The 25,404-nt window shown below is 65.5% G+C and carries 26 protein-coding genes and 1 pseudogene; 18 read left to right on the top strand and 9 right to left on the bottom strand.

All coding sequences use genetic code 11. The features are described 5' to 3' along the window. The first annotated feature begins 62 nt into the window (after nucleotides 1-62). The 6 genes from GOACH_RS03575 (at nucleotide 63) to GOACH_RS24165 (ending at nucleotide 5,369) form a co-directional block, all read left to right on the top strand. On the top strand, nucleotides 63-536 hold the full coding sequence (locus GOACH_RS03575) for an NUDIX hydrolase (protein WP_005170672.1): 474 nt from the start codon (nucleotides 63-65) through the stop codon (nucleotides 534-536). A gap of 184 nt (nucleotides 537-720) precedes the next feature. Continuing rightward, a complete protein-coding gene (locus GOACH_RS03570) occupies nucleotides 721-1,833 on the top strand; it encodes a zinc-binding dehydrogenase (protein WP_005170670.1) in 1,113 nt (370 codons plus the stop codon). Nucleotides 1,834-2,001: 168 nt separating this feature from the next. Further along, nucleotides 2,002-2,832, top strand: coding sequence for an aldo/keto reductase (locus tag GOACH_RS03565; protein ID WP_005170667.1), 831 nt, complete (start codon nucleotides 2,002-2,004; stop codon nucleotides 2,830-2,832). A gap of 159 nt (nucleotides 2,833-2,991) precedes the next feature. Then, complete coding sequence (locus tag GOACH_RS03560) at nucleotides 2,992-4,179, top strand: aminotransferase class I/II-fold pyridoxal phosphate-dependent enzyme (RefSeq protein WP_005170665.1); 1,188 nt, start codon at nucleotides 2,992-2,994, stop codon at nucleotides 4,177-4,179. Continuing rightward, a complete protein-coding gene (locus GOACH_RS03555; RefSeq protein WP_005170662.1) occupies nucleotides 4,176-5,156 on the top strand; it encodes a serine hydrolase domain-containing protein in 981 nt (326 codons plus the stop codon). Before GOACH_RS03560 ends, GOACH_RS03555 begins: the two co-directional genes overlap by 4 nt. A 12-nt stretch (nucleotides 5,157-5,168) precedes the next feature. Then, entirely contained in the window at nucleotides 5,169-5,369 is a 201-nt protein-coding gene (locus tag GOACH_RS24165; protein WP_005170660.1) for a hypothetical protein, read from the top strand. Between the two features lie 113 nt (nucleotides 5,370-5,482). Here GOACH_RS24165 and GOACH_RS23090 read toward each other — a convergent pair whose 3' ends face one another. Together GOACH_RS23090 and GOACH_RS24160 are read right to left on the bottom strand one after the other, a co-directional pair. Beyond that, a complete protein-coding gene (locus tag GOACH_RS23090) occupies nucleotides 5,483-6,586 on the bottom strand; it encodes a hypothetical protein (protein WP_157227477.1) in 1,104 nt (367 codons plus the stop codon). A gap of 120 nt (nucleotides 6,587-6,706) precedes the next feature. Then, nucleotides 6,707-7,111, bottom strand: coding sequence for an ArsR/SmtB family transcription factor (locus tag GOACH_RS24160; protein WP_005170657.1), 405 nt, complete (start codon nucleotides 7,109-7,111; stop codon nucleotides 6,707-6,709). A gap of 240 nt (nucleotides 7,112-7,351) precedes the next feature. On the opposite strand from GOACH_RS24160, the gene GOACH_RS03540 reads away from it, so the two are divergent. From GOACH_RS03540 to GOACH_RS03535, 3 genes are all read left to right on the top strand, one after another. Next, nucleotides 7,352-8,008 carry a class II aldolase/adducin family protein gene (locus tag GOACH_RS03540; RefSeq protein WP_005170655.1) on the top strand — a complete coding sequence of 219 codons (657 nt, stop codon included), beginning with the start codon at nucleotides 7,352-7,354 and terminating at the stop codon, nucleotides 8,006-8,008. 12 nt (nucleotides 8,009-8,020) lie between these two features. Beyond that, on the top strand, nucleotides 8,021-8,185 hold the full coding sequence (locus tag GOACH_RS23675) for a hypothetical protein (protein ID WP_005170653.1): 165 nt from the start codon (nucleotides 8,021-8,023) through the stop codon (nucleotides 8,183-8,185). A gap of 145 nt (nucleotides 8,186-8,330) precedes the next feature. Further along, nucleotides 8,331-9,971 (top strand): HNH endonuclease signature motif containing protein, encoded by a 1,641-nt coding sequence (locus GOACH_RS03535; RefSeq protein WP_245551795.1) that lies wholly within the window; start codon nucleotides 8,331-8,333, stop codon nucleotides 9,969-9,971. Nucleotides 9,972-10,000: 29 nt separating this feature from the next. On the opposite strand, the gene GOACH_RS03530 is transcribed toward GOACH_RS03535, so the two are convergent. Continuing rightward, nucleotides 10,001-10,591 carry a TetR/AcrR family transcriptional regulator gene (locus tag GOACH_RS03530; protein ID WP_005170636.1) on the bottom strand — a complete coding sequence of 197 codons (591 nt, stop codon included), beginning with the start codon at nucleotides 10,589-10,591 and terminating at the stop codon, nucleotides 10,001-10,003. A gap of 127 nt (nucleotides 10,592-10,718) precedes the next feature. Between GOACH_RS03530 and GOACH_RS03525 the strand changes: the two genes are divergently transcribed. Then, nucleotides 10,719-12,482, top strand: a complete 1,764-nt coding sequence (locus tag GOACH_RS03525; RefSeq protein WP_005170634.1) for an acyl-CoA dehydrogenase — start codon at nucleotides 10,719-10,721, stop codon at nucleotides 12,480-12,482. A 41-nt stretch (nucleotides 12,483-12,523) separates the two neighbouring features. Further along, nucleotides 12,524-13,285, top strand: coding sequence for an SDR family NAD(P)-dependent oxidoreductase (locus GOACH_RS03520; RefSeq protein ID WP_005170632.1), 762 nt, complete (start codon nucleotides 12,524-12,526; stop codon nucleotides 13,283-13,285). A gap of 39 nt (nucleotides 13,286-13,324) precedes the next feature. Here GOACH_RS03520 and GOACH_RS03515 read toward each other — a convergent pair whose 3' ends face one another. After that, nucleotides 13,325-13,825 carry an NUDIX hydrolase gene (locus GOACH_RS03515; RefSeq protein WP_281168876.1) on the bottom strand — a complete coding sequence of 167 codons (501 nt, stop codon included), beginning with the start codon at nucleotides 13,823-13,825 and terminating at the stop codon, nucleotides 13,325-13,327. Nucleotides 13,826-13,919: 94 nt separating this feature from the next. Between GOACH_RS03515 and GOACH_RS03510 the strand changes: the two are divergent. Further along, a pseudogene (locus GOACH_RS03510) lies at nucleotides 13,920-15,619 on the top strand (nucleobase:cation symporter-2 family protein). Between the two features lie 35 nt (nucleotides 15,620-15,654). Here GOACH_RS03510 and GOACH_RS03505 read toward each other — a convergent pair. Continuing rightward, complete coding sequence (locus tag GOACH_RS03505) at nucleotides 15,655-15,993, bottom strand: DUF2200 domain-containing protein (RefSeq protein WP_040517551.1); 339 nt, start codon at nucleotides 15,991-15,993, stop codon at nucleotides 15,655-15,657. 136 nt (nucleotides 15,994-16,129) lie between these two features. Here GOACH_RS03505 and GOACH_RS03500 point away from each other — a divergent pair, with 136 nt between their 5' ends. The 4 genes from GOACH_RS03500 (at nucleotide 16,130) to rsgA (ending at nucleotide 19,220) form a co-directional block, all read left to right on the top strand. Continuing rightward, nucleotides 16,130-16,357 carry a hypothetical protein gene (locus tag GOACH_RS03500; RefSeq protein WP_005170614.1) on the top strand — a complete coding sequence of 76 codons (228 nt, stop codon included), beginning with the start codon at nucleotides 16,130-16,132 and terminating at the stop codon, nucleotides 16,355-16,357. Nucleotides 16,358-16,418: 61 nt separating this feature from the next. Continuing rightward, nucleotides 16,419-16,805: a VOC family protein gene (locus tag GOACH_RS03495; RefSeq protein ID WP_005170611.1), complete on the top strand. Its 387-nt coding sequence runs from the start codon at nucleotides 16,419-16,421 to the stop codon at nucleotides 16,803-16,805. 44 nt (nucleotides 16,806-16,849) lie between these two features. Continuing rightward, the gene (aroA, locus tag GOACH_RS03490; protein ID WP_005170609.1) at nucleotides 16,850-18,115 is read left to right on the top strand and encodes a 3-phosphoshikimate 1-carboxyvinyltransferase; all 1,266 of its coding nucleotides are present in this window, start codon (nucleotides 16,850-16,852) and stop codon (nucleotides 18,113-18,115) included. 67 nt (nucleotides 18,116-18,182) lie between these two features. Next, a complete protein-coding gene (gene rsgA, locus GOACH_RS03485) occupies nucleotides 18,183-19,220 on the top strand; it encodes a ribosome small subunit-dependent GTPase A (RefSeq protein ID WP_005170607.1) in 1,038 nt (345 codons plus the stop codon). Between the two features lie 38 nt (nucleotides 19,221-19,258). Here the strand turns inward: rsgA and GOACH_RS03480 are convergent, their stop codons facing one another. Together GOACH_RS03480 and GOACH_RS03475 are read right to left on the bottom strand one after the other, a co-directional pair. Further along, complete coding sequence (locus GOACH_RS03480) at nucleotides 19,259-19,474, bottom strand: TOBE domain-containing protein (protein ID WP_005202233.1); 216 nt, start codon at nucleotides 19,472-19,474, stop codon at nucleotides 19,259-19,261. Between the two features lie 65 nt (nucleotides 19,475-19,539). Next, nucleotides 19,540-20,484: a LysR family transcriptional regulator gene (locus GOACH_RS03475; RefSeq protein ID WP_245551794.1), complete on the bottom strand. Its 945-nt coding sequence runs from the start codon at nucleotides 20,482-20,484 to the stop codon at nucleotides 19,540-19,542. A gap of 69 nt (nucleotides 20,485-20,553) precedes the next feature. On the opposite strand from GOACH_RS03475, the gene GOACH_RS03470 reads away from it, so the two are divergent. Both GOACH_RS03470 and GOACH_RS03465 read left to right on the top strand, forming a co-directional pair. Further along, on the top strand, nucleotides 20,554-21,852 hold the full coding sequence (locus tag GOACH_RS03470) for an MFS transporter (RefSeq protein WP_052003900.1): 1,299 nt from the start codon (nucleotides 20,554-20,556) through the stop codon (nucleotides 21,850-21,852). Nucleotides 21,853-21,931: 79 nt separating this feature from the next. Beyond that, entirely contained in the window at nucleotides 21,932-22,681 is a 750-nt protein-coding gene (locus GOACH_RS03465) for a YoaK family protein (RefSeq protein WP_005170600.1), read from the top strand. A 45-nt stretch (nucleotides 22,682-22,726) separates the two neighbouring features. On the opposite strand, the gene GOACH_RS03460 is transcribed toward GOACH_RS03465, so the two are convergent. Both GOACH_RS03460 and GOACH_RS03455 read right to left on the bottom strand, forming a co-directional pair. Further along, nucleotides 22,727-23,935, bottom strand: coding sequence for a fatty acid desaturase family protein (locus tag GOACH_RS03460; protein WP_005170599.1), 1,209 nt, complete (start codon nucleotides 23,933-23,935; stop codon nucleotides 22,727-22,729). Between the two features lie 111 nt (nucleotides 23,936-24,046). Next, nucleotides 24,047-25,381 carry a fatty acid desaturase family protein gene (locus GOACH_RS03455; RefSeq protein WP_005170598.1) on the bottom strand — a complete coding sequence of 445 codons (1,335 nt, stop codon included), beginning with the start codon at nucleotides 25,379-25,381 and terminating at the stop codon, nucleotides 24,047-24,049. Nucleotides 25,382-25,404: the final 23 nt, after the last annotated feature.

Raw genomic sequence — 25,404 nt, 5'->3', positions numbered from 1 at the left:
CGGTCATCTGCGCACAACCTTCGACGTGCTCGCAGCGTCTGCGCCACGGCAAGATGGTCGCCATGCCCATTCCCGAATTCATCACCGACCTGCGCTCCCACGTCGGGCATGCGCCGCTGTGGCTCTCCGGAGTGAGCGGGGTGGTCCGCGACAGCCGCGGACACATCCTGCTCACCCGTCGTGCCGATACCGGCGAATGGGCCGTCGTATCCGGCGTGCTGGAACCGGGCGAAGAACCTGCACGCGCCATTGTCCGCGAAATTGCCGAGGAGACCGGAGTCGAGGCCGAGGTCGTGCGCCTGACCAGCGTCGACGTCACTCCGATGATCACCTACCCGAACGGGGATCAGACCCGCTACCTCGACGTGTGCTTTCTGGTCCGCTACGTCGCCGGGACCCCCGGCGCCGCCGACGACGAGAACACCGACGTGGGATGGTTTCCGCCGAGCGATCTGCCCGTCGGCCTCGCCGAGACATCGAGGCTACGGATCGAGAAGGCACTCGCCGACACCGCCGAGGCCTGGTTTCGGCGCTGAGAACCGATGAGTAGCGGTGCTTCGCGCGTGCGATGACCTTGGGGCTTCAACTGCCCAGACGCTCATGTGCTGGCGAGCGCCGGCCGGAGATCGGTATCCGCTTTGTCCGGGTTCACTCAGATCGACACCGGACAGTGACCTTCGGAATGGAATAGCTCCGTGGCGCCCACGCCTTGAACCAGCTATGGCCGATTCAACGAACGCAGACCCCTCGACCCCCGGCTCGACGAACACTGGCTCGACGAACACCGGCTCGACGAACACTGGCTCGACGAACACCGGCTCCCCGACTGCTGGTTCGGCGACCACACCGACCAACGAGAACACACTCGACATCGAATCGGCTGCCGTCACCGCACGGCAGGCCATCGCGACCGAGTACGGCGATCCAGCCTCCGTGGTGGAGATCGTGAAGGCGGAACTTCCCCTCCCCGACACCGGCCAGGCCGTCATCGACGTCACCGCAATCGGGGTGAACCCCATCGACGCGAAGACGGTCAGCGGTGCGATGGGCGGCGACACGTCGAAGTTGCCGCTGGCGATCGGACACGAACTGGCGGGCGTTGTCCGAGCCGTCGGCAGCTCGACCGGCGACACTCCCCCGACCGCTTTCACGCCCGGGGATGAGGTCATCGTGTATCCGACACCCGGCGCTTTCGCCGACCACGTCGTCGTCGACCTGTCTTCTGTGCATGCACGCCCCGCCGGCCTCGACGCCGAGCACGGCGCCGGGCTCCTCCTGGTCGGTGTCACAGCAGCCGACACGGTGGCCACGGCGAAGGTCACCGCCGACGACACCGTGCTGATCCACGGCGGCGCGGGCGCCGTCGGGTCGATCGCCGTGCAACTCGCCCGCGCGATCGGGGCAACAGTGATCGCCACCGCCTCGCCCGCCAATCACGAGCATCTACGCGAGCTCGGTGCCATACCGGTTGCCTACGGCGACGGACTGGCAGACCGGGTGCGCCAGGCGGCACCCGGCGGCGTCACCGCGGCGATCGACACCGTCGGCACCGACGAGGCCATCGACGTCTCACTCGAACTCGTCGCCGACCATGACCGCATCGTGAGCATCGCCGCGTTCGGACGTGGTGACGACGGCATCGTGCTGGTCAACGGCAGCACGCCGCAGAGCAAGGAGAATCGGGCCAACGCGGTGGACCGCCTGATCGCCGACGCGGCCTCGGGTGCCCTCATCACCGATATCGCGGCCACCTATCCCCTCGACGAGGCGGGCCAAGCACTCACCGATCTGTTGACCTCGCACCCGCGAGGCAAGTTCATCTTGTTGCCCTGATGTGCGGCACGCCCCGTGCGACAGCGGTTCGCCCCTCCCCGCGCGAGAACCTGCCGCGCGACACGGCCCGCCCAGATCCAGCACCAATGTTCGACCATGCGGATGCAGACCGATCGTCCGCACCACTCACCGACATGCCGGACCTCCCGGCGAAGTGAAAGGTGTTCTATGACAGTGCCATTCATCACCCTCAACAACGGGGTTCAGATTCCTCAGCTCGGTTTCGGCGTCTTTCAGATCGAGCCGGAGAAGACCGTCGACGCGGTGCGCACCGCGCTCGACGTCGGCTACCGCCACATCGACACCGCCGAGATGTACGGCAACGAGAAGCAGGTGGGCGAGGGCGTCAACGGCTCCGACATTCCCCGTGACCAGGTGTTCATCACCAGCAAGCTCAACAACAATCATCACGACTACGACGACGCGATCAAGGCGACAGATCAGACGCTCGCCGACCTCGGCGTCGACGCCGTCGATCTGTTCCTGATCCACTGGCCGCTGCCTGAGGTCGGTGACTTCGTCGACACCTGGAAGGCCATGGAGAAGATCTATGCCGACGGCAAGGCGCGGGCGATCGGCGTATCCAATTTCCAGAAGCATCACCTCGAACGGCTCTTCGCCGAGACCGAGATCGTGCCAGCCGTGAACCAGATCGAGGTGCATCCGTACCTGACGCAGGACGAGCTACGAGCATTCAACGCCGATCACGGTATTGCCACCGAGGCGTGGTCGCCGATCGCTCAGGGCGACGTACTCGGTGACCCGGTACTGAAGAAGATCGCCGAGGAAAAGGGGAAGTCGCCGGCCCAGGTCACTCTTCGGTGGCACATCCAGCGTGGCGACATCATCTTCCCCAAGTCGGTCACCCGCTCGCGTGTCCAGGAGAACTTCGACATCTTCGATTTCGAACTGTCCCCCGACGACATGGCAGCCATCGACGGACTGAACAAGAACAAGCGACGCGGACCCGATCCGGACACGTTCAACTACGTGCCCTGACGGCCTCGTGTCCTGACAATCCCGCGCACTAACGCATAGTGCTTCGCGCCCGGTTCGGCCCCTGATCGAGCCGGGCGCGAGTGTGAGCGATCACCTCGCGCGTGAGAGCACCCACTACCGCCCGTTCAGCCGTCGGCGGCCGACGCGCAGAATGACCCCATGAGGTTGTCGCAGCGCGCACGGCAGGTCGCACCGTTCTACGCGATGGAGTTCGCGGGTAGAGCGGCTGCCGTCGAGGCGCATGGCGAGCGCGTGATCAGGCTGAACATCGGCGAACCCGATTTCGGCGCTCCGCCCGCCTTCCTCGCGGCGGCACGCGATGCCGCCGACGGTCGTCCCCTGACCTACACGGGTGCAGTCGGGCTGCCCGAACTCCGCGAAGCCATCGCCGACTTCTACCGGCACCATTTTCGCGCGCCCTCGGTGACGGCAGACCAGGTGGCGGTGACCTCGGGCGCGTCGGCGGCGCTGCTCCTCGCATGTGCCGCACTGATCGATCCGGACGACGGCGTGCTGATCGGCGATCCGTCGTATCCGTGTAACCGACAGTTCGCGCAGGCATTCGGAGCCCGGGTGCAGTTGGTCCCGACGGGTGTCGCCGATCGCTTCCAACTCACCGGTGACGCGGTCGAGACCGCTTGGACCGACGCCACCCGCGGCGTCATCGTCGCGTCGCCGTCGAATCCCACGGGCACCTCGCTTCGCTATGACGACCTCACCGATCTGTGTCGCCGGGTGGCCGCCCGCGGCGGCTGGAGCATCGTCGACGAGATCTATCTCGGTCTGTCCGACCCCGGTGACGACGGACGACCCCCGAAGAGTGTCCTCGCCGATCCCGCCATTGGTACCGATGTGGTTGTGGTGAACAGTTTCTCGAAGTATTTCGGCATGACCGGCTGGCGTCTGGGATGGTGCATCCTGCCCTCGGACATGGTCGACGTCGTCGAGCGTCTCGCACAGAACTTCTACGTGTGCCCGCCCACCCCGGCCCAACTCGCAGCGTTGAACTGCTTCACCCCGGAATCCCTTGCGGTCTGCGAGGATCGGCGGCGCGAGTTCGTCGCCCGTCGCCAACTGGTGCTCGATTCACTTGCTGGGATGGGCTTACGGGTGCCGGTCATCCCCGATGGGGCGTTCTACGTCTACATCGACGTTTCCGGGACCGGGCTGGGTTCGTGGGAGTTCTGCGAACGCGCACTCGCCGAAGCACACGTCGCCCTCACGCCCGGTAAGGATTTCGGGATCGCCACCGCCGACGATCACGTTCGGCTCTCCTATGCCGCCGCGACGGCCGACCTCACCGAGGGCCTGGACAGGCTCGCACATTTCGTCGAAGGACTCGCATGACCACCAGCACGCGCAGGATCGCCGCCGCCATCGACGATCATCTCGACCACCTCGATGTCGGCCCCTCCGGCCTGCCCGGGGTCATCGCGGGGGTCACCACTGCCCACGAAACACAGTGTGTCGCAGCGCGGGGTGAGGTGACGATCGGCACGGGCGAGCAGATCGCGCGGGACGCGATCTGCTCGATGTACTCGGTGACCAAGTCGTTGACGGCAACCGTGGCCGTCCAACTCGTCGAGCAAGGACTCCTCGATCTCGACGCTCCTGCCGCGGACTACGAGCCACGCTTGGGTGACGTAGCGGTTCTCGACGGCTTCGACGCCACGGGCACACCCCGTCTCCGTGCTCCGCGCACACCGATCACGACCCGGCAGTTACTCACGCACACATCGGGTTTCGGCTACACGTTCTTCGACGCGGATACGTCACGCGCCGCGCAGGCACTGTCGGTTCCCGATGTCGCCACCGGGAGTCTCGAATCGCTCCGGACGCCACTGGCGTTCGATCCTGGCAGCAGGTGGCTCTACGGCATCGGCCTCGATTGGGTCGGCCTGGTGATCGAGAGCATCACCGGCAAGCGTGTGGGCGCTGCGATGCGCGAACGACTCCTCGACCCACTGGGCATGCGCGACAGCACTTTCGTCCGCGACGAGGCAATGCTCAATCGAGCTGCGACGATTCATGCGCGTGTGCCCGACGGATCACTCAAGCCGTTACGACGACCGACAGTCCCCGACACGCCGGCCGTCGACCTCGGTGGCCAGGGTCTGTACTCCACCGTCGACGACCTGCTCGCGTTCCTGCGGATGTGGCTCGCCGACGGCCGCTCCGACGACGGTGAGCAGGTCCTGCATCCCGAGACCGTCCGCTCGGCAACAGCCAACCAGTTGCGCCCCGGTGCGGTCACCCCGCTGCCGGGCATCGACCCACGCCGCACATACAGCATGGAGTTCTTTCCAGGAATTCCGAAGGGGTAGGCACTGATCGGGATGACGAACGAGCAGGATGCGCCGACCGGACGGTCCGCCGGCAGCTTCGGCTGGGCGGGACTGGCCAACATCTACTTCTGGGCGGACCGTCGCGCCGACATCGCAGGAGTGTGGGCGACGCAGGTGTTCCCATTCGGTGATCCGACGGCGTTCGCAGCGTCCACGCGGTTCGAGAAGGCTGTTTACGAGTCGCTGCGCTGACGAGCAACGCCTGCCGGGGCGGGTCTCGCCTGCCGCTGTTGTCTGCGGCTCAATGTGTGTCGAATCGACAGATGTGGGTGCTGCAGCACCCACATCCTCGAAGTCGACCACATTCACGCGCTCACAGGTTCGACGATGAGCGCCAACCGGACCAGCCAGCGACGGATCAATGCCACGACCCGGCCGCCTCGGAGGTCATCCCAGGTCCAGCGGATCACCATGACACCCATCGACCGCAGGCAGTCCTCGCGATGTTTCTCGCGCAGCACGACCGCGGTGGCGTCCTCGCCGGGTTTGCGTAGCTTCTCGTACTTCACCTTGCCGTCGAACTCGCCCACCAGACGCCCGTCCCAATCGAAATCCGTGCGTGCGACGTGTTCGCCGTCGTCGTCGCGGAACGTGTGCTGCAACCGGGCGGTGGGCAACCCGGCTTCGATCATCTGGGCTCTACTCCACGACTCGCCCGGGTTGTCCGACCGGCCATCCGCGTGATGCAACGCGCGACGCGCAAGCCCGACGCCCCGACGCCTGCCCACGAGCATCCGCTTCATGACCTCGCGATCCGCACCGAGGCGTAGCGCCGAGTCGACCACCGCGAGAGCCTGCGCGAACGATGCTGCGCCACAGGCGATATCGACCGCAGTTCGCTCGATCGATGTCACCAGCACGCCGTCGACGGTGACGAGTTCGTCGTCAGTCAGCGTCGCGACGTGACGATGGTGAGTGGCGGTCCGAAATCCCGTCCCTGCGACCGTCGTCGAGTGGACTCGGGTCAGCGTCGGCGACAGCATCTCCAGTCCGTGCACCGCCGCGGCACTCTGATGACTCAGCGCCGCACGCGCACGCGAATCCGTTTCCTCCACCTCCCCCGCACACTCGGCCTTTCCTGCGTTCTCAGCTTCCGTTGACCCGATGCCATCGCCCGATGCCGTGCTTACCGGCGAGGCTCCCTCGCCGGTCCCCGCCGCGTCGAACGACTCTCCTGCCACCTGTCCGCCAGCTGCGGCGAGCACGGACGCGAGCGCGATCAGTCGGTGTTGTTCGAGCCGGCTCCTGTCGATACGCACGACGAACACACCCCGGTGGACCCGCTCGATCTCGCGCCGGCGTAGCGAGGTGCGCAGGTCGTTGTCGGTGTATCCGGCGGCGATCACAGCAGTGCGGTGGATGAGTCCGAAGCGGTCGGTAGGAAACCTGTCGGCAGTCGTTGCGTGCATGGCATATCCGACGTACCCGGCGGCCGTCCGGTTCCCACCCCGCTCACGCCCCTCGCAGCTGTGGGTCGAATCGACAGATGTGGGTGCTGCAGCACCCACATCCTCGAAGTCGACCCACATTCACGCGCTCACAGATTGGTTATGCCCACCCACTCCTGGGGCCCTTCGACGACCCGCCATCGCACGGTGTCCGACGGAATCGCCGCTCACCTCCTGAGTCCACCAGCCCGCGAGACCGTCGATGGTGGTCAATGCGTCGTACACATCTCGTGTGGTGGCGCCTTCGACGCCGTAGCGTCGCTCACGCCCCGCAGGCGTGGCATGCAGCAGACCCGCCCTGTCGAGTACGCCCAAGTGTTTCGCCACTCCCTGGCGACTGACCGGGAGTTGCTCACTCAGCGACGTCGCCGTACCGCCGTTACCGGCAAGCAGGAGGTCGACGATGAGGCGGCGCGTCGGATCTCCGATGGCCGACCACAGCGCGTCGTCGACGCCGCCTGCCGATCCGCCGCGCTGCGGCGTCACGACCGCGCCTGCAGAGTTGCGGCGTGCTCTGTGTCAGCCAGTTTCTTCATGCCATCCTCCTGCAACTCTTGGTTGCGTATCGCTCTACGGCGGCATCGTCCTGGGCGCAACCATTGGTTGCTAGTGCGACACGTCGACCTGCGACGAGAGCCGCGACATCGAGGTGAGACCTCAAGTAGAGATGCCAGACCCACGCCGTCTCACTGCGCCGAGACCGGCCAAGCGGCTACCGTCGAAGATGTGGACATCGTCGATCAGCGGTTACCCCTGTGCGCCGCTGCACATCAGCTCGCCGCCGCGGGTACATCGCTGAGCACGGGCGGCAACCTTTCCGTCCGCGTCGGCGATCGCGTGCTCGTGACACCGTCCGGCGCCCGACTCGATGCCGTCCAGCCCGACCAACTGATCGTCGTCGACATGGACGGTGCCGTCATCGAGGAGACGCGCTACCGACCGACGAGTGAACTGCGATTCCATCTCGACCTCTACCGGTCGACCTCCGCATCGGCCATCGCACACGCCCATCCGATGGCGTCTGTCGCGGTGTCGGCGATCACCGAGTTGCTGCCGCCGATTCATTACGACGCCGCGATGGTCGGCGGCTCGGTGCGCGTCGCGCCCTATGCGGTGTTCGGAAGCGCAGAGCTGAGCGAGGGCGTGGTGGCAGCACTGTTCGAGCGCACCGCCGCCCTGATGCGCAACCACGGCTCGGTCGCCATCGGCGGCAACATCGAAACCGCGTGTGAACACCTCGGCGTCGTCGAATGGCTGAGCGAGGTCTATCTCAAGGCACTGAGCGCCGGGTCGCCCGCTGTCCTCAGCGACGAGCACCTCACCGAGGTCGTCGCCACAGCGGCGCGCCGGTCCTACCGCCCGTTCCCCGGCCACGATCGCTGACCGGTTGGCGGGATGCGGTACCGTCCGGCGATCCCCTCGATCGGATTCGCCGAGCAGCCCCCTTCTCCCGGAACACCTTTCGGCAACCTCGCGGCGTCGGGTTTCGATTCAGACCCCTCGGTCCACGCCATCGACAAGTTCACCGGCCTGAAGGCGACGTGGTTCGCGCGACACTGACCACCATGGCATTACTCGAAAACCTGTTCACAAAAATCCTGGACAGCACCGCACGACGCGGGTAACATAGAACACATATTCGATCGGTTCCGATTCGATCGCTAGATCGCCGGGGGGTGACCACGTGGGCAGACGCAAGCGTCGCGTGAGTAGTCAAGCCGTCGAAACCAGCTTGGCCACAGCCCAACCCGGAACACCCGACGGCGCAGCCAAAGAAGCGCTCGACCAACTCGGCGCGGCGATCGACCGACTTGCTGAGGTCGAACTGAGCACCGTCTCCGACGGGGTGCTGGCCGAACTATCCTCGCGCACAGAGCAACTCGCTCGACGCACCGCCGCGATCACCGATCGTTCGATAGTGGAAGCCTCCGATCGGGACCTTCCCTTCAACCTCGGCTACCGGGATGTCCGTAGCTTCATGTCTCGTCATCTGCACATCGGGCATGCACCCGAACGGTATCGGGTGATCGCCGCGACCGGGACGTTCCACTCGGTCACCGGCGACTTACTGGAGCCCGGATGCCCCACACTCGCCCAACATCTCACAGATGGCGCGGTGGCGCCCGCACATGCTCGCGCCGTGCTCGACGTCTTGGAAAAGATTCCCCACGGCACCCCGATCGACACGCGGATGGCCGCAGAAGTCCAGATGAGCGACTACGCCACACATTTCACTCCTCTGGAGATCACCAATCTCGGCAGCCGCCTGCTTGCGCATCTCGATCCGGACGGCACGGTCACCGACGACGCAGACCGCAAAAGGCAGCGTCGGCTGTCACTCGGCCGACAGAACGCGCAACTGATGTCCCGGCTCACTGCCGACCTCGATCCCGCCACACGCGTCCGCCTCGACGTCCTGCTGGACACGTGGGCCCAACCCGGAATGAACAATCCTGCCGACCCCGATTCGCCTCGCGGAGCAGTCGGCGACGCCGAACCCGAAGCTCTGGCGGCCGCCGCCGAAAGAGACTGCCGCAGTGTCGGACAACGCAACCATGACGCGCTGTCGGCCTTGTTGACGCGCATGCTCGACACCGGAACACTCGGCAAGTCTCATCGCGGGCTGCCGATCCAGGTCATCGTCAAGACCACGCTGCGGGAACTGGAAGAGGGCGCCGGCCTGGCGCACACGGCATCCGGTGCGCTGCTCCCCATCAAGGATCTCGTGGATATGGCCGCAGGCGGGGCACAGCAGTACCTGGCGGTGTTCGGCGAGCACACCAGCGTTCCGCTCTACCTCGGCCGGTCTCGACGTCTTGCGAATCTCGGCCAACGCCTCGCATCCTTCGCCTCCGACGGCGGTGAGATGTGTTCGGCGCCAGGGTGTACCCAGCCGGCAACCCGGGTCGAGATGCATCACGCGGCCAGGGACTGGATAGACGGTGGACTCACCAACATCGACGAACTCGCGCCCGCCTGTGGGATTCACAACAGAATGGTCGGAAGCCGACCGGGCCAGTATCGCACCCGCATCATCACCGAGGGACCCGATGCCGGACGTGTTGCGTGGCGTCTGAACTCCCAGCCACACCTTCCGCCCAATCCCGAGTACGTCAACCGGGCCACCGATGTCCCAAGCGACTTCCGAGACCATCTCACCCGGGTTCGCGCCGAACTCTTCGAGACGCACACGCCCGCTCCATCAGCACAACCGGAGCCCGGGCCCACGAGCGACGTCGAACGACATCTGGCCGGGACGCTGCTGTCGTTCTCCGATCGACGCAGTGTCAACGTGTCTCGCACGGTCTGCACCATCGAAATCCCCAACGCCCCACCGGCGGCCTGACACCTACCGGTACTCGGAGCCCCCATCGATCACCGTGCGAGCGCCATTCGAAGTGCCATCCGTGCATACGCCTCGCCCAACGTCGCGGGGTCGCGGTGCTCGCGGCTGGGAAACCATCGGCACACATCCACACAGAGCGACGAGATCGCGAGGACGACGTCGTCGGGATCATCGGCCACGAATTCGCCGGTCGCGACGCCTCCGACGACGATGGTCGTGACGATCGCGGTCGTCTTGCGCCGCACGGCGCCGATGGCACGGTAGTGCTCAGGAGTGAGTGCTCCGAGCTCATACTGGACCACCTTGGCGAGCTCGTGATGTTCGGCCTGCCACCGGGCAAACCTGCTCACCACCGCGTTCAAGCGCACCGCATACGGCAGGCTCGGATCGTCGACGTCGCGCAACGCCTCATAGACACTCCGATGTCCATCGAGGGCGATCGAATAGAGCAGTTCCTCCTTGGACCGGAAGTGTGGGTACATCGCGGCAGCGCTCATGTTCAGCGAGGCGGCGATCTGTCGCGTCGACGTACCCGCGTATCCGAGCTGGGCGAACGACACCACCGCCGCGTCGCGGATGCGCTGCGCAGCGGCCGACTCCCGCGTCGCCATACCCGTCACCTCGCTTCTGCCGTCACTCGGTCAGTCTTTTACGGTCCGGCACATGGTTGACCTCGGCCGGCACACCAGGCAGTATAAGCGAGTGCTCATAAAATGAGCGAGTGCTTAGGCGTCACAAAGGAGTGTCATGGCCGAACCGATCTCCAAGCGCGACCTCGAATTCATGTTCTACGAGTGGCTCGATGTCGAGTCACTGACCGAGCGTGAACGCTTCGCCGAACACTCCCGCGAGACATTCGACGCCGTGCTCGCACTCGCCGCCGACCTCGCGACCAAACGATTCGCGCCGGTCAACCGCCTCGGCGACACCGTCGAGCCCTACGTCGGCGACGACGGCGCGGTGGTCATGCCCGAGGGGATCCGGTCAGGCATCGCCGAGTTCCTGAAAGCAGGATTGGTCGCGGGCTCCTTCGACGAATCGCTCGGTGGAATGCAACTGCCCACCGTGGTGAGCCGCGCGGCGCAGGCATGGTTCCAGGCGGCGAACGCGGCGATGTCCTCGTATTCGTTCCTCACGATCGGCAACGCGAACCTGATCGCCGAGTACGGCACTCCCGAGCAGATCGACACCTGGGTTCGACCGATGGTCGAGGGGCGCTACTTCGGCACCATGTGCCTCTCCGAACCACAGGCCGGATCATCGCTCGCCGACATCACCACCAAGGCAATTCCCGCAGACGACGGCACCTATCACGTCACCGGAACCAAGATGTGGATCTCGGCAGGTGATCACGAAATGGGCGAGAATATCGTGCATCTCGTGCTCGCGAAGGCTCCCGGCGGTGGCCAGGGCGTCAAGGGGATCTCGCTGTTCATCGTGCCCAAGTATCTTCCGGACGGTACCCGCAACGACGTTGCCCTGGTGGGCCTCAACCACAAGATGGGACAGCGGGCGACCACCAACTGCCTGCTGAACTTCGGTGACGGCACCTACGGCGACCACGCCGTCGGCTACCTCGTCGGCGAGGAACACAAGGGCCTGCAGTACATGTTCCACATGATGAACGAGGCGCGCATCGGCGTCGGATTCCTCGCCACGGCACTGGGGTACGCGGGCTACCTCGCGTCACTCGAGTACGCAAAGGTCCGCACGCAGGGGCGCCCCGTCGACCACAAGGACCCCACGTCCAAGCCGGTGCCGATCATCGAGCACCCCGACGTCAAGCGCATGCTGCTCGCGCAGAAGTCCTACGTCGAAGGCGCGCTCGCACTGGGCCTATACTCCAGCAAACTCGTCGACATTCAACAGACGTCCGACGCCGACGAGGCCGCCCGCGCGGGCCTGCTTCTCGATGTCCTGACCCCGATCTCGAAGTCATGGCCGTCGCAATGGTGTCTCGCCGCAAACGATCTCGCCATCCAGATCCACGGCGGCTACGGCTACACCCGCGAGTTCCCGGTCGAACAGTTCTATCGCGACAACCGGCTCAACCCCATCCACGAGGGGGCACACGGCATCCACGGGCTCGACCTCTTGGGCCGCAAGGTCGTCATGAACGGCGGCGCAGGACTCGAGCTGCTCGCGAACACGATCGGCGAGACCATCGACAAGGCCGCAGCAACGCCCGCAACAGCCGCATTCGCCGACGACTTACGCAGCCGTGTCGAGCGACTGGTCACCGTCACCGGACAGGTGTGGTCCGCGGGCGACGTCGCGGTCTCGCTGGCCAACGCGACCGCATACCTCGAGGCCACCGGGCACATCGTCGTCGCATGGATGTGGCTCGAACAGGTCCTCGCGGTCTCGGACAAGACCGGACACTTCTACGACGGCAAACGCGTTGCCGCGCAGTACTTCTTCACCTACGAACTCCCGAAGGTGGATGCACAGTTCGACCTCCTTGCATCGCTCGACCGCACGACCCTCGACGCACGTCCCGATATCTTCTGAGTCGCAACACCTTCCCACCTGATCAACACAGGAGAAATGACATGTCAGTACTCGATCTGTTCACCGTGACCGACAAGGTCGTCGTCGTCACCGGCGCATCGTCGGGACTCGGCGTCAGCTTCGCCACGGCCTTCGCGGAGGCGGGCGCCGACGTCGTGCTCGCGGCCCGGCGCGCCGACCGACTCACCGAGACGGCCGCGAAGGTCGAAGCCCTCGGACGCAAGGCGCTGTCGGTAGCCGCCGACGTCTCCGACCCCGCCGACTGTCAGCGCGTGATCGACAGCGCGGTCGAGACCTTCGGTCGCGTCGACGTCCTCATCAACAACGCGGGGATCGGCACCGCTGTGCCGGCAACACGTGAAACGCCCGAGCAGTTCCGCTCGGTCATCGACGTCAACCTCAACGGGTCGTACTGGATGGCGCAGGCCGCGGGGCGTGTGATGGCGCCGGGCAGTGTGATCGTGAACATCTCCAGCATCCTGGGGCTGACCACCGCCGGACTCCCCCAGGCCGCCTATGCCGCCAGTAAGGCCGCAATCATCGGCTTGACACGCGATCTGGCTCAGCAGTGGGGTTCGCGAAAGGGCATCCGGGTCAACGCGATTGCCCCGGGGTTCTTCGAGAGCGAGATGACCGACACCTACGCGCCCGGCTACATCGATTCACAGATGCCGCGTGTTCTGTTGGGCCGCATGGGTGACCCTGCCGAACTCGCCGCCACGGCCATCTGGCTCAGTTCGGCCGCTGCCGGCTATGTCACCGGGCAGACGATCGCCGTCGACGGCGGCATCACGGTCACCTAGAGGCAAGACCGTCGTCACCCGCGGACGGCATGCGGCCGGTCATGTCCCGTCGGGACTCAGCAAGTCCTCGAGTCGATCGATGAATTCGGCCTGAGCCGGATTGAGTTTCACACGCGCGACGTCGGGTGAGCACCATTGGGCACGATCGACCTCCGGGAACATCTGCATTCGCCCCGACCGCGGCGGCCATGCCATCTCGAACGTGTTGCTGGTGACGGTCGCGGCGTCGAGGTCTCCTTCGACCGCGAATGCGGTGACGATCTTGCCGCTCTTCTGTCGCACCTCGCCGAGTTCCAGTATGTCTCCGGTCGGCGCCGGATGTCCGAGTTCCTCGCTGAACTCCCGGCGAGCGGTGTCGAGCGGAGCCTCGCCCACCTCGGGTAGACCCTTGGGCACCGACCACGCACCGTCGTCCTTGCGCGCCCACAGCGGACCGCCGGGATGCGCGATCAGCACTTCGAGTCCCGTGCCCGCGCCGCGGTACATCAACAATCCGAAACTGTGTCGTCCGCCGTTCTGCCCAGCGTCAGTTCGAGCCATAGAACCCAGTGTGGCGGAGAATATATTGTCGCGGAAACACATGCGTCACGCGATCGCGTCATGCCGGAAAACGTCCGAACCGTACACACAGTGCATGACCGTTCTCGACACGATCACACACGGCAGGAAGTCGCCCAGGCCGGTCGACGACATCCCTCCGCTGACACGCCTCTTTCCGCTCGGACTGCAGCACGTCATGGCGATGTACGCGGGTGCGGTGGCCGTGCCGCTGATCGTGGGCGGCGCGATGGTCGGTGCGGGCCAGATGCGCTCCGACGAGATCGTCCATCTGATCACCGCCGACCTCTTCGTCGCAGGTATCGCCACCATCCTGCAGGCGGTCGGATTCTGGCGGTTCGGTGTACGGCTGCCGCTGATGCAGGGCGTGACCTTTGCCGCGGTCGGTCCGATGATCACCATCGGCCTCAACCACGGGATCACCGCGATCTACGGATCGGTGATCGTGTGCGGCGTCTTCATGATGTTGGTCGCACCGATCGTCGGGCGTCTGATCCGATTCTTTCCGCCACTGGTCACCGGAACGATCATCCTGATCATCGGCATCTCGCTGATGAGTGTTGCGGCAGGCTGGTTCGGGGGCGGCACCGCGAAGGGCGCCGACTTCGGCGCACCCAAGGCCATCGGATTCGGCTTTCTGACGCTGCTCATCATCATCCTGTTGGAGCGGCTCGGCCGCCAGCCGTCAAGCGCATCTCGATCCTGCTCGGCCTCATCGCAGGAACGCTGATCTCCATCCCGTTCGGCATGACGGACTTCAGCAACGTCGGTAAGAGTTCGTGGTTCGCCGTCCCCGAGCCCTTCTACTTCGGCTTCCCCAGCTTCGACGTCAGCTCGATCATCGCGATGATCATCGTCGCACTGGTGATCATGACCGAGACCACCGGTGACATCGTGGCCGTCGGCGAGATCGTCGACGAGAAGATCACCCCACAGCGACTTGCCGACGGCATGCGTGCCGACGGTGTGGGCACCGTTCTCGGCGGCATCTTCAACACGTTCCCCTACACGGCCTTCGCCCAGAACGTCGGGCTCGTGGCCATCACGAACGTCAAGTCACGCCACGTCGCGACCTGCGCCGGCGTGATCCTCGTGATCCTGGGACTCGTCCCCAAGATGGCAGCGATCATCGAGGGCATCCCGCAGCCGGTCCTCGGCGGCGCAGGCGTCGCATTGTTCGGCATGGTTGCCGCCAGCGGTGTGCGAACACTGACCAAGGTGAAGTTCAACAACTCCAACATCCTGGTGGTCGCGATCTCGGTGGGCGTCGCGATGTTGACGGAGGCGAGCCTCTCGTACACCAACGACGCAGGTCAGGACATCGCTCTCGACCTGTACGGCAGGTTCCCCGACTGGTTCCAGACGATCTTCCACTCCGGTATCTCGGCAGGCGCGATCTGCGCGATCGTGCTGAACCTCGTCTTCAACTGGCGCAGCACGTCCCCCGATCCCGTCGACTACCACAACACCGGCGAAATCGACGTCGCGGGCGACAACGTCGGCATCTCGGGTTCCGACGCGCCACGCGGCGCTGCGTTCGACCCACGCGACGCACTCGCCGCCGCAGACCCCAACACGAGCCCGGAGACCCTGAAGATCCTGGCCGAGCACGACGCCGGGCTGCACCCGTTCATCGTCACCAATCCGTCGGCGCCGAAGGAACTCTGCGACTGGATCCGGGCACAGGGCGACCCGAAGGTGGAGCGGCTCTTCGACAAATGGGACGACGTCACCGACGGCAAGTTCTCCAGCCGCGGGCAGGACGCGCCCAGCTGAGACCCGCCCGGTCCCTTCACCGTCAGCCGAGGCGGCTACCGCAGTACCTTCTCCATCGCCTTGCCCTTGGCGAGTTCGTCGACGAGCTTGTCTAGGTATCGGATCCTGCGCATGAGCGGGTCGTCGATCTCGTGAACTCGTACGCCGCACACGACACCGGTGATCAGTTCGGCACGTGGGTTCAGGTGCGCGGCATCGAAGAAGTCGCGGAACGTGGTACCGGCGGCGAGGTGGCGCGCCAATGCCGCGTCGTCGAATCCGGTGAGCCATTCGATGACCTGGTCGAGTTCGGCCTTGGTCCGCCCCTTGCGCTCGAGCTTCGCGACGTAGAGCGGGTAGACGTCCGACACACTCATTCCGAATACGCGTTCCATGGCGGACACGGTAGCCGTAGTCGTCTCGGGGATCTCGTGTCGTCTCGGGGATCTCGTGTCGTCTCGGGGATCTCGTGTCGTCTCGGAGATCTCGTGGTTGCCCGCACGCCGGAGGGAACAGACCTATCGTTGATACATGTCAGACAGCCCTGAATTGGACGGTGTCGACCCGCAGGTCGACGACCCGGACATCCCACACGACCAACCACACGAATCGGCCTTCGCCTTCGGCGATGCCAAGGCCATCGGCGAGACCGACCGCATCGCCCGGGAGAAGGCCATCTACGAGGCAGGCCGCCACGGCAATACGGTCAACAGGGGCCACGCCCTCGGTGGAACCAGCGGCACCACCGAAGGCCAATAGCACCTCGACGCGCCGTCGCCGCTGATGTCCGACTCGCGGGTAACCGTGTAGACACGACGTCATGGAGGTTCTGAGCAGTCGCGTCCTGTTGCGTTCCCGCGACCCCGAGACACTTCAGCACTTCTACCGGCACAAGCTGCACCTCGCCGTCGCACGCGAGTACCCGGGCGGACTCGTCTTTCACGCGGGCAACGGCTTGATCGAGGTGCCCGGCCACATGAGCACAGATCTACCCGACGGCCACGCCAATGGCGCCGCACTCTGGATTCAGGTTCGTGACATCACCACCACCCAGCGCGAGCTGAGGGCCGTTGGCGTGGAGATCGTCCGGGAGGCGTTGACCGAACCGTGGGGCCTGATCGAGATGCACATCGCCGACCCTGACGGACGAACCCTCATTCTCGTCGAGGTGCCCGCCACTCATCCGTTGCGGCTGGACAACCGCTGACCTGGACGTCCGGGTGCGAGACAGCGACATGCGAGACTGAACGCATGAGTATCTGGACGGCTCCCGTCGCCGACGGTGTCCTCAGCGCCATCGTGGACCTGCCCGGCTCGAAGTCCATCACGAACCGTGCGCTCGTGCTGGCCGCGCTCGCCGACGGCCCGTCGACCGTCACCGGAACCCTGCGCAGCCGCGACACCAACCTCATGCTGTCGGCGCTCACCGAGCTCGGGATCGGTGTGCGCGTCGACCCGGCCGATCCGACGACCGTCTCCATCGAGCCGCGGCCCATGCACGCGGGCGAGGTGTTCTGCGGGCTGGCGGGCACAGTCATGCGGTTCCTTCCACCGGTGGCAGCGTTGGCCGGCGGCGACGTGGCATTCGACGGCGATCCGCAAGCCAGGCAGCGCCCGCTGGCCACCATTCTCGACGCCCTGCGCCATCTCGGAGTGGGCGTCGACGGTGACAGTCTGCCCTTCGTCGTGCACGGCGACGGGCATGCCGAGGGCGGCACGGTCACCATCGACGCCTCCGGATCGTCACAGTTCGTCTCGGGTCTCCTACTCGCCGCCGCCCGCTTCGACAACGGAATCACGGTGCGGCACGTGGGCCCACCGGTTCCGTCGTTACCGCACATCGACATGACCGTCGAGATGCTGGCCACCGCAGGGGTCGTCGTCGACACTTCAGTCCCCGATACCTGGCAGGTTCCCCCGAGCATCATCAAGGCCGTCGACGTCGCCGTCGAACCCGACTTGTCCAACGCGGCAGCGTTTCTCGCCGCTGCAGCCGTCTCCGGAGGAGAGGTAGGCATCCCCCGCTGGCCTGCCACGACCACGCAGCCGGGCGCACAGATCGCCGACATCCTCGCCGAGATGGGTTGCACCGTCGAGCTTCTCGACGGTGTGCTGACGGTCCGGGGACCCGAGCGGCTCTCGGGTATCAGTCGGGACCTGCGCGACGTCGGTGAACTGACACCGACAATCGCCGCGGTGTGCGCTCTCGCCGACGGCGAGTCGGTGTTGACGGGTATCGCACATCTGCGCGGCCACGAGACCGATCGGCTCGCAGCACTGGCCACTGAGCTCAACAAGCTCGGCGGTGACGTGACCGAGACCGACGACGGACTGATCATCAGGCCGGTGCCACTCCATGGCGGACAGTGGAATTCGTACGCAGACCATCGTATGGCGACTGCGGGCGCGATCATCGGATTGATGGTTCCGGGTGTCACCGTCGACGACATCGAGACCACGTCGAAGACACTGCCCGACTTTCCCGGAATGTGGCAGCAGATGGTCGGACACCCGTGACCGGCAGCGCGGCAATGCTTTCCGCTTCGATTTCGCTCCGCACAGCAGATTCGGAGCGAGGACGCAGATGAGTCGCCGCGCGAGCAGTTACGACGAATCCGACGTACGGATTCGTCCGGGTAAGGGGAGCCGGCCGCGCACGAAGACCCGACCGTCGCACGACGACGCGCAACAGGCGATGGTGGTCTCCGTCGACCGGGGTCGGTGGGGGTGCGTGATCGACGACGATCCCGCGCACCGCGTCGTTGCGATGCGCGCCCGCGAGCTAGGCCGAACACCCGTCGTGGTCGGCGATCAGGTCTCGCTGGTGGGCGACCTGACCGGAGACGCTGGGAGTCTTGCGCGAATCGTGAAGGTCGCGGAGCGTCGAACAGTGTTGCGGCGCACCGCAGATGACACCGATCCGTACGAGCGGATCGTCGTCGCGAACGCCGACCAACTACTGATCGTCACGGCGATGGCCGACCCTCCCCCACGCACCGGATTCGTCGAACGCGCGCTCGCTGCGGCATACGTCGGGGGGCTCTCGCCGATCCTCTGCCTCACCAAGACAGATCTGGCGTCGTCGGACGAGTTCGCTGCCGCCTTCGCCGATCTCGACCTGCCCGTCGTCCGCGCGGGCCGCGACGATCCGCTCGACGACGTGCTCGCGATTCTGGAGGGGCATCTCACCGCACTCATCGGGCATTCGGGCGTCGGGAAGTCGACGCTGGTGAATCGACTCGTGCCCGACGCGGAACGGGCGACCGGCGTGGTCAGCGGAGTCGGCAAGGGACGCCACACGTCGACGCAGTCGGTCGCCCTGCCACTGCCCGGCCCTGACGATAAGCCGCGGGGATGGGTGATCGACACCCCCGGCATCCGCTCGTTCGGCCTGGCCCACGTGAGCGCCGACGACATCGTCAACGCATTCGACGACCTTCACGAGGCGATCGAGAACTGTCCTCGCGGGTGTACCCACCTCGGACCACCGTCGGATCCGGAGTGCGCGCTCGACGCACTGACCGGACACTCGTACCGGCGCGCCATGGCCGTGCGGCACCTGCTGCGTGCGGTGTCAGGGGGCGACACCAGCGACCCGGGGACCGAGTCCGACACGACGTGAGTCCGGTGCCGGCGGCGTGAATCCGGGTGCCGTCGGCGCTAGTCGGGAACCCCGATGCTGACCTCGGATGCCTTCACGAGAGCGAATACCCGCGAGCCCTCGGCGAGGCCGAGCTCTTCGGCCGCCTCCTTCGTGATCGAGGACGTCACGATCTGATCGCCGCCGTCGAGGCGGACCTTGATCGTCGCGTTGACGGCGCCGAGCGTCACCGAGACCACCTCGCCTGCGAGCTGGTTGCGGATGGAGAGTTTCATCGCGGGTCCTTCCGATTCGATGTGCAGCGTGTCGTCGATGTGCCGTGTCCTCATGCGGCTGTCGTTCACGCTGTCACATCCGAGGGCGGCCCGCACACCTCTCGGACGATGTCGAGTACCGCGCTCGCAGCAGTCGTCAAACTCCTGCTGTCGGAGTGCGCCACGTAGATCACCCAGGTGAGATCGCGGTCGGCGCACGACGCGACCCCGGCGTCGGTCTGGACCGCAGCGACACTGGCGGGTACGGCGGTGACCCCGAACCCACTGCGCGCCAACTGGATACCGAATACCTGATCGGCAACCTCGATCACCGAGTCCCGCCGCGGGATCTGCCTGTCGATGATCGTGCGCGTCCCCCATCCCGGCGGGTAGTCGATGACGCGCTCATGTTCGAGGTCGTCGGCGACGAATCGTCCCGCGCGTGCGAGCGGATGGTCGGGGTGCGTGACCAGCACCAGCGGCTCGGCGGCAAGCGGATAAGCCGTGATACCCGACTGATCCTCGACGTCGCCACCGAGCAACGTCAGGTCGAGGCTTCCGTTCCGCAGGAGACGCACGTTGCCCGCGCTCCCCTGGGGGCTCTGCCGCATCGCGATCGAGATGCCCGGATGGCGCTGGTGGATGACCTCGAATGCGCCGGCCAGGTCGATCGTCGCGACGTTCACGAGCGCACCGAGCACAACGTCACCACGGACCTCACCACGCAGTCCGGCGATCGCGTCGCGCACCTCGTCTCGCGCACGCAGTGCCTCCCGGGCAGGAAGGATCGCGGCACGGCCTGCATCGGTGAGCACCAGCACAGTGCGCGTGCGGTCGAAAAGTCGCACGCCGAGTTCGCGTTCGAGTTTGGCCACGCCCGTAGAGACCGCAGACTGCACCACGTGCAGCGATCGGGCCGCCGCGGTGAACGTCCCCTGGTCGCAGCAGGCGAGGAAGTATTCGAGTTGACGCAGTTCCAAGCTGATTCTCCCGGCGCTATCGAGGACAACAGGATCGGACGTCGAGTTCATCAACAGACGAGATGTCCGTATCGAAATCCATCGCTTTTCATCATGCCGCACACCGCTCACCATGGACGTATGCCCTCTTCAGACTGTGCAGCCTCGTCGTCAGCGGAAGTGTCGAACACCGCCGCGCCGACGTCGTCGACCTCGCGACTGAGTCGGCTCGTCGTACTGCTCTTCGCGATCACCGCGGGGTCGTCGGCGGGCTGTCTCTACTACCTGCAGCCCCTGCTGCACGAGGTCTCGAACGACTTCCACATCTCCACTGCCGCAGCGGGTCTCGTCGTGTCGATCACACAGGTCGGCTATCTGATCGGACTCGCCCTGGTCGTGCCGCTCGGCGATTTCGTCAATCGCAGGGCTCTGGTCGGCGGGCTGCTCGTGGTCTCGTGTGCCGCATTGGCCGTGGCGGCGTTCTCGCCGTCGTACGCGGTCCTGATGATCACAGTCTTCGCGGTCGGCATCTCGGCGTCGGCTGCACAGATCGTCGTCCCGTGGGCGGCGGCAGTCGCCGCTCCGGGAGAGCGCGGAGCCATCGTCGGCACCGTGATGAGCGGTCTGCTCGTGGGCATCCTCCTCTCGCGGGTGTTCAGCGGATTGGTCGCACAGCTGGGCGGCTGGCGCACGGTGCTCGTCGTCGCCGCCGTCGTCCAGCTCGCGATGGCAGCTGCGGTCTGGTGGTTCGCGCCGCGCACACCGGTCACCGCGACGTCGACCGGTTACGCCCGTGTGTTGTGGTCCATCGTCACGCTGATCCGTACAGAGAATGTGCTGCGTCATCGCATGCTGCTCGGCGGACTCAACATGGCCGCGTTCAGCGGTATGTGGACGGCCATCGCATTCCTGCTCGCGGGGGCGCACGGCTCGGACTATCACTTCTCCGACGCCGCGATCGGACTCTTCGGCCTGGCGGGGGTAGCCGGCGCGCTGGCCGCTCCGCGCGTCGGAAAGCTCGCCGACCGCGGCTACCTGCGGCACACGCAATACGGCGTCTGGGCCGTCGAACTCGCCGGTTGGGCGCTGCTCTACTGGGGTGCACACCAGGTGATCGTCCTGATCGTCGCGCTGCTGGTGTTCGACTTCGGGGTGCAAGGGGTGCAGATAGCGAACCAGGCTGCCGTCTACTCACTCGACGACGAGGCACGATCCCGACTGACCACCGCGTATATGGTGGCCTACTTCGCGGGCGGCGTCCTCGGTTCGGCCTTCGGCGGGTGGGCCTACCAGACCGGCGGCTGGGCGCTGGTGTGCGCGACGGGCGCAGCCACGGCGATCGCAGGCATGGTCCTGTGGTCGGTGTTCGCCATCACCGAACGCGACCACCCGATCCAGGGCGTCGTCGCGCACAGCCGGTTGCGCGCGGGCACCTCGTAGAAGTCGCCCGAGAAGTACCCGTCTGACCGGTATACGACCGGCGGGTACACGAGCGGCAGGCACCAGGTAGGAGACGAGCATGACGACCACCATGAACATCCACGTCAGGGAAGCATGGGAAACGATCGCGCCACCCGCGGACGGCAAGCACGGACCGCTGCCCGCACTGCTGCTGGCGATGACATTCGTGACAGGCGTCGTCGACGCCTTCAGCTATCTCGCGCTGGGTCGCGTATTCGTGGCGAACATGACCGGAAACGTCGTCTTCCTGGCTTTCGGTCTGGCGGGTGCGGCCGGATTCGCGGCGTGGGCGTCGATCACCTCACTCCTGACCTTCGCCTGCGGCGCAGCGATCGGCGGACGAATACTACGCATCCACAACACCCATCGGGGCAAGCAATTGCGCACGGCACTCGTCGGGCAGTGCGCACTGATGGTGGCCGCCACCGTCGTCGCGTGGACGTGTCCGCATCCCTACGATCGCGCGGCTTCGGCCGCCCTGATCGCGCTGGTTTCGGCGGCGATGGGCTTGCAGAACGCGGTCGCTAGGGGGCTGGCCGTCCCCGACCTGACGACGACAGTGCTCACGTTGACCATCACCGGTGTCTTCGGCGACAGCCGCGCCGGCACGGGCGGCGGGAGCAAGGCGGGACGTCGAGGACTCTCTATCGCGGCGATGTTTCTCGGCGCGGTGGTGGGAGGTGTCCTCGTCATTCACGATCTCGCTCCGTGGGCGGTGACGATCGCCGCGGCCTGCATCGCGGGCCTTGCACTGGCGTCACGCCCGCTCGCCCGCGCGACCAGCGCGTGGACGGCCACTGGACGCTGAGCAAGAGGACTGGACTGGCAAGAGAACTGAACTGGGCAAGAAAACCTAGCGTCGGCTCCGACGCAGCCGTCGTTGACGACGCACCTCACCCAGGGCGGTCTTGAGACCCATCGCCTTGTCGAGACCGGCGAAGCGGCGTTCGGACGCGGTCTCCGGTGCGTCGTCGGCCGAATCACGCAGAAAGCGGTCGGGCAGAGCGAGCTTGTTGATCGTGCGCAACGTTTTCAAGTACTGCACCCACAGCGATCCGGTGGTGTACGGGAGGTCGTACTTGTCGCAGAGTTCGCGCACGCGCACCGAGATGTCGGCGAGCCTGTTGCTCGGCAGATCCGGGTACAGGTGATGCTCGATCTGATAGCAGAGATTGCCCGACATGAATGCCATCGCCGGCCCGGCGTTGAAGTTGGCCGAGCCGAGCATCTGCCGCAGGTACCACTGGCCAGGCGTCTCGTCGTCGAGGGTGTCGACCGTGAATTTCTCTGCGCCATCAGGGAAATGGCCGCAGAAGATCACGACGTATGCCCAGAGGTTACGGATCACGTTCGCAGTGGCGTTGGCAGTGAGCGTGTGCACGAAGTTGGGACCGGTCAACGCAGGAAAAAGAACGTAGTCCTTGCCCACCTGCTTGCCGATCTTGCGCAGAAATTCCTTGATCTGCGGTATCGCCACTTCCTTCGGCTTCTCGCCCGAGATGACCTCCTTGAGCGCGAGATCGTGCAAGCCGATCCCCCACTCGAAGGTGGCCGCCAGGAACACATTGGCCAGTGGTTGGAAAGCACGACGCGGCTCCCACGGCTCGTCGCGGGTGACACGCAGGATCTTGTAGCCGACGTCGTGATCCATGCCGACGACGTTGGTGTACTTGTGATGGATGTAGTTGTGCGAGTGCTTCCAGTGGGGAGACGCGCACACCATGTCCCATTCCCAGGTGGTGGAATGCACCTCGGGGTCGTTCATCCAATCCCACTGGCCGTGCATCACGTTGTGGCCGAGTTCCATGTTCTCGATGATCTTGGCCAACGCCAGCGAACCGGTACCGAGCAACCACAGCGACCGCCGATGGGAGCCGAACAGAGCGAGTCGGCCCGCCACCTCGAGCGCCCGTTGCGCGAGGATCGTGCGACGCAGATAGCGGACGTCTCGTTCGCCACGCTCGGCCTCGATCTCGCGTCGAAGCGCATCGAGTTCAGCGCCCAGGGCATCGACATCCGCGTCGGTGAGATGTGCGTATTCGTTGATGTCGGTGATAGCCATTGCACTCCATTATGTCGCACTCACCTGATGCGCGACAGTCACGCTACCGACGAGTATCCGCCGGTAGCGTGACTAGTCGCGCCCACGCCTCATGCGCAGGCAGGTTCACGATCAGGCAGCGCGCGATGTCGCTGCCACATCGCGTGAAGGCGCGGTGCGCCCACCACGACGCCGACGATCGCGCAGAGACCGGATCGCGGTACGCAACCCTCGCCGACGGCCGCTGGCAGGGTCGACCACGGCGTGCAGTCGCGTTCCCTCGGGCAGGTCCGACTTGAATCGACGCTCCGATGCCGTCTCGGGGGCGTCGTCGACGGTTGCCTTGAGGTACTTGTCCGGCAAGGACAGCTTGGCGATGGTCCGCCACGACTTGGCGTACTGCAGCGGGAACGATCCCGTCGTGTACGGCAGATCGTATTTGTCGCACAGAGCCTGCACACGGACGGCGATCTCGGCGAGCCGATTGCTCGGCAGATCCGGGAAGATGTGGTGTTCGATCTGGTACGAGAGATTTCCGCTCATGAACGCGAGGAGGAAGCCGCAGCGGAAGTTGGCCGATCCCAGCATCTGCCGCAGGTACCACTCGGCCTGCGTCTCACTGTCGACGTCCTGCTTGGTGAACTTCTCTGCGCCGTCCGGGAAATGGCCGCAGAAGATCACCGCGTTGCTCCACACGTTGCGGATGATGTTCCCCAGCGCGTTGGCGGTGGCGGCCTTGCCGAATGCGCGGGCCGACGCGCGGGCATCACCCTTGGTGGCGGCGGCGGTCGCTGCAGCAACGAGCCCCGGATAGATGACGTAGTCCTTGCCGACCTGGCGGCCGATCTTGTTACCGACGTCGGCGAGGTCGCGTCGGAACGCCTCCTTGGCCTCCGGCGTCCGACGCTTCTTGCCCAACTCGAGATGCTGTGCAGCAACACCCCATTGGAAGAACACCGCGAGCAACGTGTTGTAGACCAGGTTGCCGTAGTTGAACGGGCGCCACCGCTGATCGCGCGTGACGCGGAGCAGTCCGTAGCCCACGTCGTCGTCCATACCGAGGACGTTGGTGTACTTGTGGTGAATGTAGTTGTGGGTGTGCTTCCAATGCGCCGACGGCCCGGTGTTGTCCCACTCCCAGGTGGTCGAATGCACCTCGGGATCGTTCATCCAATCCCATTGCCCGTGCATGACGTTGTGACCGAGTTCCATGTTCTCGACGATCTTCGCGACGCCGAGTGCGGCGGCACCCGCCCACCAGCACGAACGGCGCGTCGAGCCGAAGATGAGTCCACGGCCGACGAGCTCGAGACCACGCTGGAAACGGATGGTGTTGCGCAGATAACGCGCGTCCCGTTCGCCGCGGTCGGCTTCGATGTCGGCACGGATCTTGTCGAGTTCACGGCCGAGTTCTTCGATATCGGCCTTGCTCAGGTGCGCGTACTCCGGAATGTCGGTGATGGCCATGGCGTCCTCACTAGTCGCGGATG

It is taken from the genome of Gordonia aichiensis NBRC 108223 (assembly GCF_000332975.1).
GTDB lineage: Bacteria > Actinomycetota > Actinomycetes > Mycobacteriales > Mycobacteriaceae > Gordonia > Gordonia aichiensis.
Note: the sequence above shows the minus strand (reverse complement) of the source record. Positions and strands in the feature narration are given on the sequence as shown.